Annotated in this window: 9 protein-coding genes; all 9 read left to right on the top strand. The window is 51.8% G+C overall.

Features of this window, described 5'->3' with window-relative positions; all coding sequences use genetic code 11:
• Genes Q4606_RS12520 through Q4606_RS12480 form a run of 9 tightly spaced genes read left to right on the top strand, consistent with a single transcriptional unit; the run spans position 1 to position 13288 of the window.
• Entirely contained in the window at positions 1-1356 is a 1356-nt protein-coding gene (locus Q4606_RS12520) for a hypothetical protein (RefSeq protein WP_303607726.1), read from the top strand.
• 8 nt (positions 1357-1364) lie between these two features.
• Complete coding sequence (locus Q4606_RS12515) at positions 1365-2360, top strand: polysaccharide deacetylase family protein (protein WP_303607725.1); 996 nt, start codon at positions 1365-1367, stop codon at positions 2358-2360.
• Complete coding sequence (locus tag Q4606_RS12510; protein WP_303607724.1) at positions 2357-4183, top strand: carbamoyltransferase C-terminal domain-containing protein; 1827 nt, start codon at positions 2357-2359, stop codon at positions 4181-4183. Before Q4606_RS12515 ends, Q4606_RS12510 begins: the two co-directional genes overlap by 4 nt.
• 21 nt (positions 4184-4204) lie before the next feature.
• On the top strand, positions 4205-5332 hold the full coding sequence (locus Q4606_RS12505) for a GNAT family N-acetyltransferase (RefSeq protein ID WP_303607723.1): 1128 nt from the start codon (positions 4205-4207) through the stop codon (positions 5330-5332).
• Positions 5322-6437, top strand: a complete 1116-nt coding sequence (locus tag Q4606_RS12500) for a FemAB family XrtA/PEP-CTERM system-associated protein (RefSeq protein WP_303607722.1) — start codon at positions 5322-5324, stop codon at positions 6435-6437. The genes Q4606_RS12505 and Q4606_RS12500 overlap by 11 nt, the downstream gene beginning before the upstream one ends.
• Positions 6434-8779: a glycosyltransferase gene (locus Q4606_RS12495; RefSeq protein WP_303607721.1), complete on the top strand. Its 2346-nt coding sequence runs from the start codon at positions 6434-6436 to the stop codon at positions 8777-8779. The genes Q4606_RS12500 and Q4606_RS12495 overlap by 4 nt, the downstream gene beginning before the upstream one ends.
• Positions 8779-10674, top strand: a complete 1896-nt coding sequence (gene asnB / locus Q4606_RS12490; RefSeq protein WP_303607720.1) for an asparagine synthase (glutamine-hydrolyzing) — start codon at positions 8779-8781, stop codon at positions 10672-10674. Before Q4606_RS12495 ends, asnB begins: the two co-directional genes overlap by 1 nt.
• Positions 10671-11834 (top strand): glycosyltransferase family 4 protein, encoded by a 1164-nt coding sequence (locus Q4606_RS12485; RefSeq protein WP_303607719.1) that lies wholly within the window; start codon positions 10671-10673, stop codon positions 11832-11834. The genes asnB and Q4606_RS12485 overlap by 4 nt, the downstream gene beginning before the upstream one ends.
• Positions 11831-13288 (top strand): oligosaccharide flippase family protein, encoded by a 1458-nt coding sequence (locus Q4606_RS12480; RefSeq protein ID WP_303607718.1) that lies wholly within the window; start codon positions 11831-11833, stop codon positions 13286-13288. The genes Q4606_RS12485 and Q4606_RS12480 overlap by 4 nt, the downstream gene beginning before the upstream one ends.
• Positions 13289-13291 lie beyond the last annotated feature (3 nt).

The following is a 13291-nucleotide window of genomic DNA, read 5'->3' as shown; positions in this document are numbered from 1 at the left end:
ATGGAATCCAGAGCAAGGAACGCAGGCAAGTCCCGTATTACCCTTCGCTATTTGGGTGTTTTCTGCGCAGCCTGGCCACTTTCGGTGGCAGCGCAGAGCTTCAGTGATAATGTCGAAACATTCTCTGGTTCGGCCTCGGTGTTTACGGGCGTAAAACACACCCGAACGGATCAGGGAACGTCAACTGACACCAACACGGAACCCACGCTGGGTATCTCGGGGCAGATAGGTGGCTCGCTGGAAAGTGGGGCCAATTCACTTGCTTTGCTATATGGCGGAACTCTGGAAACAGATCAGGAGGGGTCCGGAGGCGGACTGAGAGACAACAGCTCCATCACCGGCGCCTCCCGCTATGCGTACTTTGATCCCGGTAGCCGCGTCGATTTCAATCTAGGCCACACGGTCAGCTCGGTGCGCAACGACACCGGGTTCGTGATAAACCCCTCCAGTTACGATACCCGGAATACCTTGAGTGCGGGTGCGGGGCTGCGTTTTTATCCGGGTGAACTTTCGACCCTGAGGTTTTTTGCCCAGGCAGGGCGCAGCTTTGGCGAAGATAACCTTAATGACCAAAAATCCTATACCGTTGGTAGCGAGCTTTCGCGAAGATTAAGTGAGCGTTCCACAGGTAGCCTTAACGTCAGTCGCAGCTGGTCTGATGAAGACAATACAGACATCACCATTGATTCCGCACAACTGGTATACAGCCTGCAGTTGGAAAGCGGGTCCTTCAGTGTCGGGGGCGGGGGCAGCAAAGCAGAAATCGAGTATGCCGGCGGTGGCACCACGAGTGAGTATGACGCGATGACGGGTTTCGTAGAGCGTGCCTGGGTCACCACCGACTGGAGTTCCGCTGTGAAGTACGACCGCAGTATGTCTGATAGCGCCACCGATTTGTCCCTGAACGTACCGCCTGAGTTTTCATTCATGCCGGATACCGTAAGGTTGAGAGACCTCACGGTCAGCGATTCACTGTCTATTACCCACAACAACCAACGGGTATGCGATGCCTGCGACCTTGGGGTATACGCTGCAGGTGCCATCCTGGAATCGCAACTTTCCGGAGCTACGACTCATGAGTACCGTGCCGGTATTAATCTTGGTTTCCAGTTAGACGCGCTTCAGAGGCTCAACTTCGGATATAGCTGGGAAGGCGATGCAGATGAAGATGCTGATGTGATCGTTGACGAAGTCCACCGAATCAACATGGGCTGGACCCGTCAGCTTGCTGAACACACAAGCTTTGGTGTGCAGCTCTATCAGTCTTATCTCCGTTCGTCACTGAGAAATAATCAGGACCAATACGAGCTGCGCTTTGTGTTGAGTCGCGGTTTCGCAATGAGCGGTCAGCGTTGATCCAAATTATGTTTGAACAAAAGAAAGAAATACGCCTGCCTCCGGAGACACCGCCACAACTGATCGTGGTGATTGATACTGAAGAAGAATTCGACTGGAGCGCGGAGCCAGATGCTAACGCCAATCGTGTGTCAGCCATGGCGCACATCGATCGGGCCCAGGAAATCTTCAACGAGTACGGCATTTGCCCCTGCTACGTAATTGATTACCCGGTAGCCAGTCAGCCCCAGGGGTATGGACTGCTGAAGCAATTCGCAGAAAAAGGACAGTGTGAAATCGGTGCGCATCTCCACCCCTGGGTAAATCCTCCTCAGGAGGAAGCGGTAACCCGGTCGAACATGTATCCGGGGAATCTTCCAGAAGCTCTGGAGCGGGAAAAACTCCGGATTCTTAGTGAAACCATTGAGCAGAATTTCGGCAGGGCGCCAGTGGCGTATAAAGCCGGTCGATACGGTTTTGGGCCGAATACCACGGGCATTCTCCAGGAGCTGGGGTTTGATATTGACCTGTCTGTCTGTCCACCCCTGGATTCCCGGGCGGATGGAGGCCCGGACTACCGCAAATATAATGCATACCCATTCAGGTTCGGCGGTGCAGACCGACCGATTCTGGAGATTCCCTGCACCGGAGGGTTTATCGGTTGGGCGAGCCCGTTAGCTGTTCCACTGTATGAGGTTGCGCAACGACTGCGCAAATTCAGGGCGCCGGGCATTCTGGCCCGTGTCGGTGCGGTAGACAGACTCATGCTGTCACCGGAAGGCTTTACGCCAGCAGAACACATCAAGCTTACCCGGGCCCTTTACAAGCAGGGCGTGCGCACTTTTACCTGGAGCTTCCACAGCCCGAGCGTTGTGCCAGGCCACACGACTTATGTTCAGAATGAAGCCCAACTGAAGGCGTTTCTGGACAGCTTTCGGCAGTTTTTCGATTTCTTTTTCAATGAATTAGGCGGACAGGCGTCTTCGCCAACCCGCATTCGCAAGTATATGGAGAGTAAGGCATGAAGGTGCTCGGGATATCCCCGCTAGACAAAGACTCAACGGTTTCAATTGTTGAGGATGGCAACATTCTCTTTGCCGCTGGAGAAGAACGGTTTTCGAGAGTAAAGCAGCAATCCGGCTTTCCACGCAAGGCACTGGAGAAGGCACTTTCATACACTGGTCTCTCCATGAGCGATTTTGACCAGGTGTGCTATCCGTTCCTTACTGCGGAGAATGAACAAAAGCTATTCACGAAAAACCTGGAAGATGAAAAAGCTTTTATCAAAGCATTCCAGCCCAAGGATCTTGGCCCTCAAATCAAAGAGGCACTGGGCCGCGTTCCTGATCGTAACCAGCCGATTCATGGCCTTGAGCACCCGAACGCCATTATGGAAAAGGGCTTTCTCCATAACTCCTACTACAACATGGCAGGCATTCAGAAGCTGGCGTCTAACAATGCAGCTCTGAAATCATCCAGGCACTGGGGTGAAGGTGCTACAGAGTCCTTCCGGCAATGGGAAGCTGAACTCAATCAAGGCTTGAACGAAATGGGCTGGACGAAGCCCGTAAAACGCATGGATCATCATCTATCCCACGCGGCCAACAGCTTTCTGTGCAGCGGCTATGAGCGTGCGCTGTGTGTAACCCTGGATGGTTATGGCTCAGGGCTTGCTGGCTCGGTTAGTGAAGCCCGCGATGGTAAGATTCATCGTCTGCATGGCTTGCCGTATCCAAATTCGCTGGGAACCTTGTACGAACACGTTACCTCGAGCCTCGGGTTCAAGCCCAGTCGCCACGAAGGCAAGATTGTCGGTCTGGCTTCGTACGGTGACCCGAGCATCCTGGGTGATATTCTGCTCTCTCGCATTGAACAGGCTCCGGGCGATTTCCGGATCTACGAAGCCAATAACGTGTTCTTCTCACGTTACCTCGCTTCGAAGTTTCCGAAGATCGACGTTGCAGCAGCCTATCAGTATGTCCTCGAAAAAGTGGCAACCAACTATATCCGCTACTGGGTCGAAAAAACCGGCATCGACACCATTGTGCTCTCGGGCGGCGTAACCGCGAATGTAAAACTGAACCAACGTATTTTTGAAATCGAAGGCGTGAATAACATCTTCGTGTACCCGAATATGGGTGACGGTGGCTGTGGCACCGGCGCTGCGCTCTATCACAGCTGGCCAGGTGGCGTTAAACCCTCTATTACCAACGCCTACATGGGGCCGGACTATTCCGAAGCCGAAATTGAAGCGGCTCTGAAAGCCGAGAACCTGAAATATCGCCGTCCGGAAAATCTTGCAGCAGAGGTTGCAGCGTTAATTCATGGCGGTGAAGTGGTGGCACGATTTGATGGTCGGATGGAATACGGCCCCAGATCGCTGGGCAACCGCTCCATTCTTTACCATGCCCGTGAGCCGGAAGTGAATCAGTGGCTGAACAAGCGTCTGGGCCGAACTGAGTTTATGCCGTTCGCACCGGTTACTCTCTACGAAGCCCGGGAGAAGTGCTACCACAACATAAAAGGCGCGGAGCACGCTGCGGAGTTCATGACGATCACCTTCGATTGCACTGATTTTATGCGTGAAAATTGCCCTGCTGCTGTTCATGTAGATGGTACAGCCAGACCGCAGCTTATCCAGCGCGAGGCCAATCCCGGTTACTACGACATCCTGAAAGAATACGAAAAACTCAGTGGTATCCCGAGCCTCATCAATACCAGTTTCAATATGCACGAAGAGCCGATCGTGAATTCTCCGGAAGATGGTGTCAGAGCCTTTATTCAGGGTGCTCTGGATTATCTTGCGATAGGGCCATTCCTGGTAAAACACCCGAACCCGGGGCACTGATCTGGTAGCGGATGTAACGCCATGACAGCAGGATTGCTGACAGTGACTACAGAGCCAGCGGCCGCGTGCGCAACTTTGCGAAGCGACTGGCTGGATCTGGAACGCCGGGCACAACCCACGGTGTTTCTTTCTTGGCAATGGCTCGGGCACTGGCTGAGTGTCTACAAGCCGGATGCTCTGGTACTGCGCGTAATGGAGGGTGAGCGCCTGATTGGTCTCGGATTAGTGGTCGAAACCGATGAGCGTCGCCACGGTGTGCTGAAATCCCGGTGTCTGCGCCTGCACCAGACAGGGCATAAACTGCTGGACCAGATCTGGATTGAGTACAACGGATTCCTGGCCGAACGGGGTAAAGAAGACGCCGTGGCAAAAGCCAGCCTGGAATATCTGTGCAATACCATGCCCGGTTGGGACGAGTTCATTCTGGGCGCCATTGATGCCGCTGAAGCGGACCAATACGCCAAAATCACAGGCCTATACAAACATCTGCGCTGGGAAGCGCCGTGTTTCGGGGTGGACCTAGATGGCTTGCGCCGCAACGGCGGCCACTATCTTGATACGCTTTCACGTAACACCCGCCATCAAATCAACCGTTCCCACCGACTGTACGGCGAACGAGGCGAAGTGAGGCTGGTGCGCCCGGATTCACTCGAAGAAGCGCTGGCCGTGTTTGACGCCATCGGTCCCAGGCACCTTGAGCGCTGGGGACACGGCCCTGATCAGAGCGGATTTGCCAACCCGGATTTCGTGCGTTTCCACCGCGAGTTGATTCGTGAGCAGTGGGCAGATGGGGGGGTTGACCTGATCTCTGTGATGGCCGGCGATGAGGAAATTGCCTTTTTCTATAATCTGCTGCACAACCAGGTGGTGTACTTTTACCTGGGCGGGATGGCCGTAGAAGACGATAATCGCCTGAAGCCGGGGTTAGTTGGCCACAGCTTGTGTATTGAGGACTACCGCCACCACGGTTTTCATTATTATGATTTTATGGGCGGTGATGAGCGCTACAAATCCAACCTCGGCCACTTCCATCGCAATCTGGTTCAGGTCGCGTTGCAGCGCCCGCGCTTCAAACTGAAGCTTGAAGACGTGGCAAGGCGGGCAAGGAACCGCTGGCTCGGGGAGGCGGGTACTGGCTATGAGCGTTGATATCCAGGTTCGGGCTTCACGCTTCAACGTTTTCCCGGCACACGAATACGATGAGTATGTGGCAGAACACCATCAGGCAACGCCTTACCATCTGAGTGCATGGCTGCAGGCGACCGAGAGTGCCTATGGCCATACCAGCTGGTTGATTACCGCGCATCACGAGGGGAACTTATGTGGTGTGCTGCCGATGGTAGAGGTAAAGCCCCCTATCGGAGGCGGCAGCCTGGTTTCACTACCATTCTGCGATCTTGGCGGCGTGCTAGTAGACAACGCTGGCATTCGTGAACGGCTGATTGCCGAAGCCAAAGTACTGGCAGACACAAATCACATCAAAATTCTGGAGCTTCGTGAGGGCGGACCGGTCCTTGAAATGGGGCAGGGGGATCCAGAAAAGCAAGGCAAACTGACGGTCCAGGCGCTGCCAGCGCACACCAAAGTACGAATGTTGTGTGACTTGCCCGAAAACAGCGAAGCCTTGTTCAAAAGCTACAAGCCCAAATTGCGCAGCCAGATCCGCAAGGCGGAAAAAAACGGTCTAAGGGCCGAGCTGCGCACGGAACCAGATGCCGTAAACCTGTTTTATGCTGTATTCAGCCAAAACATGCGCAGGTTGGGGTCACCGGTGCACAGTCTGCAGTGGTTTCAGGATCTGAAAGCCTCCTATAGCGATCAAATGTTGATCGGCGTTGTGTTTCAGGACGAGAAACCGGTAGGCGCGGGTATTGTGCTTTTGGGAAGCAAGCAAGCCTGCATACCCTGGGCGTCTACGCTGGAAGAGTTCAACCGGCTGGCGCCTAATATGCTCCTGTACTGGACACTGCTCAGCCACGTATGCGATCTGGGGTACACCTGCTTCGACTTTGGTCGCTCCACTCTGGGAGAAGGCACTTATCGCTTCAAGAAACAGTGGGGTGCAGAACCCTACGCATTAATATGGACTGAATATCGCAACGGAGATCAAGTGCAGAACAGCTCTGATGCGAATGGCAACAGGACCTCTGGCGTATCCCGCCTAAGGCCTTTTGTTGAAAATATCTGGCGACAACTGCCGCTGCCGTTTACCAATTGGCTGGGCCCAAAACTGAGACGATACATCACCTTATGACGTTTGTACTGCTGTTAACACTGTTGTGCCTTGCTGTTCCTGTGTACGTGTATTTTGGTTACCCGTCCATACTGTGGCTGCTGACGCGAGGCCTGCCGGATATCACACACCGCCGTGGCGACCAGAAGCCCTCTGTCGCAATGGTTATCTCCTGCTACAACGAAGAGGATGTAATCCGCGAGAAGTTGCAAAACGCCCTGGAGCTGGATTACCCGCGAGAACTGCTTCAGATTATCGTGGTGTCTGATGGCTCAGACGATGGCACAGACGAGGCGGTACAAGAGTTTGAGAATCAACGAATAGTACTGATCCGGCAGGAAGGTCGGTTGGGTAAAACCATGGGCATCAACCTGGCCATGGAGCAGATCGACGCAGACATCACCGTGTTCAGTGACGCAAACGCCATGTACGCCAGCGATGCGATCAGTAAACTCGTGCGCAATTTTGCTGATCTGGACGTCGGGTATGCCGTAGGCGCTGCGCTTTATACCGATGGCGACCAGGGCGCCAGTGCCCACAATGAAAACCTCTACTGGCGCTACGAGCTAGCGATCAAAGCCATGGAATCTCGCCTGCATTCCGTAGTGGGTGGAGACGGTGCCATCTACGCTATTCGTACCAAGCTCTGGACACCCTTGCAGCAGCAGGACATTAACGATTTCGTAAACCCGTTGCAGATCATCGCCAAAGGCTACCGGGGTGTGTTCGATGCTGATGCAAAGTGTTTTGAAGAAACCGCCGGCGATTTCGACCGGGAAGTGGCCCGCAAGGAACGAATAGTAAATCGCAGTATTCGCGGGCTTATGCGGATAGGGCAGGTAATGAATCCTGCCAAGGCCGGGATTTTTTCTTTTGAAGTTATCTCACACAAATTACTGCGCTGGCTGATCCCGCTGTTCCTGCTCGTGGGAGTAACCGGTAGCATTGTTCTGGCTTTTGCCGGCTTCGGTCTGTTTCAGCTTATTACCGCCGGAACGCTGTTGATCCTTGCTCTGACGTTGGTGGGGCACCTGTCCTCTGACCGAAACAAACTGCCAACCTGGATCGCCACGCCTTATTACTTTGTGATGGTGAATGGTTATGCCGTAAAAGGCATAGTGAGAGCCCTGCAGGGGCGAACTCAAGTTACGTGGAACAGTGCCAGAAACACCGAAAAAGGAATTTCCGGAGAGTTAGGCGCCGAGGCTAAGCTACGGGTACTTGAGTTCATTACCCCTGCGGGCTTCTACGGTGCAGAACGCTGGGTTCTGGCGCTCGCCAATAATATTAACCGGGATGATGTTATCTGTGACCTGGCGGTGACCCGGGAGTCTCCTGACCAGGATTTGTCAGTAGCCGAATACTACCCACACGATGACGGCCAGCAAGTTCATTATCTTGATATGCACGGCCGCTTTGATTTCAGGGTGGTTACGAGTTTGTGCGACGTCATCCGAAACCGCCAGATCGACGTTATTCATACCCACGGCTACAAATCCGACATACTTGGGCTTCTTGCCGCGAAGCGGACGGGTATCGCATGTGTAAGTACACCCCATGGGTTTTCGGGGAATGTAGGCTTCAAACTTGCGACCTTCATCCGTATTGGCACCCACATGCTTCGTTACTTTGACCGGGTTGTTCCTCTTTCTGAGGAACTGATGGATGATATGAAGCGGTTCAAAGTGCCACAGTCCAAAACCGCGTTTATCCGGAACGGTGTCGACCTCACAGAAATCGACGCGGCGCTGGCAGGCCTGCCTGAAGATAACGACCTCAACAAAGATTCACGAATCATCGGTTTTATCGGCCAGATGATCCCCCGAAAAGGCATACCAGACCTGATTGCAGTATTCGATCAGCTCTATCAACAGGCGCCAGACCTTCGCTTGCAACTCCTCGGGGATGGCGCTCAAAGGACCGGGTTGGAGCTGCAGGCCGCTGAATTGAATAGCGCTGACGCGGTTGAGTTTTTGGGTTTCCGCAGTGATCGGCTGGAACTGCTCTCAAAGTTCAGCCTGTTCGTCATGACCTCCTCTCTGGAAGGTATTCCCCGGTGCATGATGGAAGCCATGGCCGTAGGAGTGCCTGTGGTCGCTTATGATATTCCCGGTGTCGATCAGTTGGTGGAGCATGGCAAAACCGGACTGCTTGCGCCGTTCGGAGACAAGGCCGCACTCGAAGCATGTTGTAAACAGGTTCTCGATGACCCTGAGCTGGCCGGAACTCTCAGCCGCAATGCGCGTGAAATGGTTAACCAGCGCTATTCAGCCGCCCGCATGGCAGACGAATACGAGGTTCTGTTCCGAAAGCTGACAGAAAGGTCAGAGAGCATTGTGTCGAAACCTCAGGAGGCCAACTAATGTGTGGGCTGGCCGGTTTCCTGCGCACTGGTTCAATTCCTGACAGGGATGCACACCAGCGCTGGCTCGATAACATGGGGCAGGCAATCATTCACCGCGGCCCCGATGCCGGTGCAACCTGGCTTGACGACTCGGTTGGGCTGGTACATCGCAGGCTGAGCATTCTTGACCTCAGTGATGCCGGCACTCAGCCCATGGTGTCTGCTTCTGAGCGTTACGTGATTGCCTACAATGGCGAGATTTATAACTTTCAGGAATTACGTGACGAACTCATCAGCCAGGGCCACAGTTTCCGCACAAGAACTGATACGGAAGTTCTGCTTGTCCTTTACGAAATCCATGGGCCGAAATGTCTTCAGCTGCTGAATGGCATGTTTGCTTTGGCCATCTGGGACCGCACAGCTCGTAAACTGTTCCTGGCTCGGGATCGCCTTGGTAAAAAGCCATTGTACTTTTACGAAGCTGATGGACAGTTTGCGTTCGCCTCGGAGCTGAAAGCCTTAACCCCGGCCCCCTTTGTTAAAACTGAACTGCGCCATGACGCCATCAAAGACTTTTTCACCTACCAGTACGTCCCAGACCCGAAAACCATCTACAAAAACGTCCACAAACTGGCCCCCGGCTATTGGTTAGAGACGGACGGCATCCAAACACATCAGGAACAATACTGGGATGTATCTTTCGGGACGCCTTCAAGTGCCAGCCTGGGTGAATTGGAGGACGGCCTGTACAACCTGATTGATGACGCGGTTCGCCTGCGCATGGTCAGTGACGTACCCCTTGGAGCCTTCCTGAGCGGCGGCATCGACTCGAGTGCCGTTGTTGGTTTAATGGCTGGCCACACCAGCAAGCCGGTTACAACCTGTGCCATCGGGTTTGATTCAAAACGGTTTGATGAAGTCCATTGGGCAAAAAAAGTTGCGGAGCAATTCAAAACCGATCATCACGAATTCACGGTAAAGGACAATGTTGCAGAGAGTCTGAACAGCATTGCACGCTTCTTTGACGAACCCTTCGCAGACCCTTCCTTCGTGCCTACGTATTTTGTTTCACAGTTGGCGCGCCAGAAAGTCACTGTGGCACTGGCTGGTGACGGTGGTGACGAGAATTTTGCGGGTTATAGCAAATATTACACAGACCAGGTTGAAAACCGGTTACGGGGCCTGTTCCCGGCAGGAATTCGCCATAGCCTGTTTCCCGGGCTCGCCCGCCTCGCAGGAATGGTACACAGTGGCCCCACAAGGAAGGCTAAATCCCTTCTGGGAACCCTGGCACTGGAGCCGGATGAAGCGTTTTTTATCACCAACAGCTTTTTCCGTAGAGATGTGTGGAACGATTTGGTGACAGGGGAGCTGAAACGGGAAACCGGGGATTACGACCCTGCTGACATTACCCGCGCTCATTACAAGAATGCAGACACCGACGACCACCTATCCAGCATTCTCTATACAGACATAAAAACCTACCTCCCTGGGGATATTCTGGTGAAGGTTGACCGCATGAGCATGGCGAATTCGCTGGAAACCCGAGCTCCGCTTCTTGATTACCGGGTGGTGGAGTATGCCGCGCAGATACCAGCGGCCCTGAAACTTCACGGGAAAGAGAAAAAATACATTCTGAAAAAAGCTTTTGAGCGCATGCTGCCGGAAGACATTCTGTATCGTAAAAAAATGGGTTTCTCTGTGCCCTTGGCACATTGGTTACGCCATGAACTGAAACCTACCGTTGAGCAACTTTTGCTACCTTCAAATAGCGGTGTGGCCAACTTCTTTGAACCTGCAGGCATCCAAAAACTCTGGCGAAAACACCTGGCAGGCGATGACCAGTTCACACAGGAACTCTGGTCGCTACTGGCCTTTGAACTCTGGTGGCAGCAGTATCAGGTGAGCGTATGACGGTCGAGAAGGACAAGACAGTAATACAGCCGCCCAAAACGATACTGAGGGTCCTACACCTTACCTTCAACATGGGCATCGGCGGCACAGAACAGGTTATCCGGCAGCTTGTTCAGGGCATGGAGTCGGAAGGGGTTGAGTCTGAAATTCTTTGTATGGACGGTCAGATAGGATCAATTGGTGAAACGCTTGAAAAGTCGGGTATCCCGGTTCATAAACTGGCGCGAAAACAAGGGTTTGACCGATCGTTGATTAAAGCAATCCGGAAGCGGGTGAAGGAAGGGCAGTTTGATGTGGTGCACTGCCATCAGTATACGCCCTGGATATATGGGTGGTTGGCTTCTCTTGGAACGCAAGCCAAGGTGGTTTTCACAGAACATGGTCGCTTTTATCCTGACAGATACCGCTATAAAGCAATGTTTGTTAACCCTATAATGGCAATGCTTACGCCAGCGGTCGTGGCAATTTCAGGTGCAACCAGAGAGGCTCTTACAAGGTACGAATTTATACCGAAGCGAAAGGTACGAGTAATCTACAACGGAATCGCCCCTTTATGCAGGAGCGAGTTTGAATCGAAGAAAATCCGTAACGAGTTAGGAATTCCAGAAAAAGCATTTGTTGTGGGTACTGTTTCCCGGTTGGATCCTGTCAAGAACCAGCAGATGATGCTGCGCGCGTTTCGGGCTTTTTCGGAAGTACACCCAGATTCGTACCTGTTAATGGTGGGTGATGGGCCCGACAAAGCCATGCTTATGGCATTGGCTGAAAAGCTTGGAATTGATGGACGAACAATATTCACAGGCTTTATCAATAAGCCTGAACATCACTTGTCAGCTATGGATGTATTTCTTCTCTCTTCCCATACTGAAGGCACATCCATGACCTTACTGGAGGCTATGAGTTTGGGTATACCTGCAATAGCTACACGAGTGGGAGGGAATCCTGAAATAGTAGTGGATGGCATAACAGGAATACTGACGGACTCGGGGTGTGCGGCGGATTTTAGCAATGCAATGAGCAGGTTTGCCGAGAACAAACAGCTTTGTGAAGATTTTTCCAAAGCGAGTAGCAAAGTGTTTACCGAGAAGTTTACCCAGAAACGGATGATTCAATCATACATAATGGTATACGACGGTTCGGAGTTGTTGAGCACACCATGAGTACGATCAGAAGGCTGTGTCAGAGTTCCGGGTTGTTAGTAGGTATCCGCCTTTTCCAACGTTCTTTGGGGCTAATCAGTACACTTTTATTGGCACGGGTTCTTATGCCAGCGGACTTTGGTGTCGTGGCGGTTGCGGCACTGATCATTCATTTTTCGGAAGTCCTTTCCAACACAGGTATTCAACAGTATATCGTTCAGGCAGAAGAGGCGAACGATGAAACGATCAATACGGCGTGGACGCTAGATCTGATCTTGAAAGGCTCCGTTTGCATACTTCTATTTTGTTCTCTTCCAGGTATCAGCTGGTTTTATGACGACCCGAATATTGTTTACGCTGTTGGGGCCCTTATTCCGGTAATTTTAATCAGGGCCATGACAAACCCAGAACTTCATGTACAGCGTCGAAACTTAAGTTATGGTGTTATTTTCAGAATTGGCGTTATTTCGAAACTGATTAGTTTTCTAATGGTGATCGCGATTGCACTGATAACGCGGTCATTCTGGGCGATCATTGTCGGTGATCTCGTCACGAGTATCGTAAGTGTCTCCTTGAGTTATTTTTATTGCGCTAGACGCCCGAGTTTATCTCTTCGGAATGTGAGTAGGCAGTGGCTATTCTCAAGATGGATGCTGGCTAGGGGAAGTGTTGGCTATATCCGTGCACAAGTTGACACGCTCCTTATTTCGCAATTTTATTCACTTTCGCAATTGGGAAAATTCAATGTTGCAAGAGAATTTACCATTATGCCAGCGAATGAAATTATTCAGCCGGCCGTAGAACCGCTTTTAGCAACGTTTTCCAGCGTCCGGACGGATTACCAGAAACTAACACAACAGATCTCTCTCGCACTATTGGTCATATCGATATTTACAGCCCCTTTTGTTGCTTTCATATACCAGTTTTACGAGTCAATTGTATTCTACCTTTTAGGTGAAAATTGGAGTGAAGCTGCGCCATTAATGCAGGCCATGACGCCTCTGTTGTTTGCATTTGCCCTTGGAGGCATTCTTAATAATGTTTGTTTCGCGCTAGCAAAGATTAAAATCGTCTTTTGGTATGATGTTGTATCATTGATATTGATTTTTGGCACATTGTTGTCTGCTCAAGGTATTGCACTCATTAGTTTTATCTGGTTGAGAAGCTTTATTGGCCTTGTCGCAGTTATTATCTTTCTTTATATCTGTAGTCGCCTCGTCAGGGCAAGTTTTGCTGCTCAGATAATACTTTTGGTGGTTCCTTTAGTAGCATCGTTTGCTACAGCCTCGTTGGCATATCTTATGATTTTCCAGAACAGTTTCCTATTACTAGTCCTTAGCGGTGTATTCTTTGTTTTGTGCTATGGCATCGTGATGCTGGCTTTGGCGTGCTTTCTATCAAGATGGAGTCCTACCTGGAACTATATATACAAATACAGCCTAAAATTCTTGCATAAGTTGGGCAAAAAATTCTGAATT

It is taken from the genome of Marinobacter sp. 1_MG-2023 (assembly GCF_030549045.1).
Classification (GTDB): domain Bacteria; phylum Pseudomonadota; class Gammaproteobacteria; order Pseudomonadales; family Oleiphilaceae; genus Marinobacter.
Note: the sequence above shows the minus strand (reverse complement) of the source record. Positions and strands in the feature narration are given on the sequence as shown.

What these genes read in the sequence shown, in the direction of transcription:
- Q4606_RS12520 (WP_303607726.1), top strand. Translation starts at nt 1, where the DNA reads ATGGAATCCAGAGCAAGGAACGCAGGCAAGTCCCGTATTACCCTTCGC.
- Q4606_RS12515 (WP_303607725.1), top strand. Translation starts at nt 1,365, where the DNA reads ATGTTTGAACAAAAGAAAGAAATACGCCTGCCTCCGGAGACACCGCCA.
- Q4606_RS12510 (WP_303607724.1), top strand. Translation starts at nt 2,357, where the DNA reads ATGAAGGTGCTCGGGATATCCCCGCTAGACAAAGACTCAACGGTTTCA.
- Q4606_RS12505 (WP_303607723.1), top strand. Translation starts at nt 4,205, where the DNA reads ATGACAGCAGGATTGCTGACAGTGACTACAGAGCCAGCGGCCGCGTGC.
- Q4606_RS12500 (WP_303607722.1), top strand. Translation starts at nt 5,322, where the DNA reads ATGAGCGTTGATATCCAGGTTCGGGCTTCACGCTTCAACGTTTTCCCG.
- Q4606_RS12495 (WP_303607721.1), top strand. Translation starts at nt 6,434, where the DNA reads ATGACGTTTGTACTGCTGTTAACACTGTTGTGCCTTGCTGTTCCTGTG.
- asnB (WP_303607720.1), top strand. Translation starts at nt 8,779, where the DNA reads ATGTGTGGGCTGGCCGGTTTCCTGCGCACTGGTTCAATTCCTGACAGG.
- Q4606_RS12485 (WP_303607719.1), top strand. Translation starts at nt 10,671, where the DNA reads ATGACGGTCGAGAAGGACAAGACAGTAATACAGCCGCCCAAAACGATA.
- Q4606_RS12480 (WP_303607718.1), top strand. Translation starts at nt 11,831, where the DNA reads ATGAGTACGATCAGAAGGCTGTGTCAGAGTTCCGGGTTGTTAGTAGGT.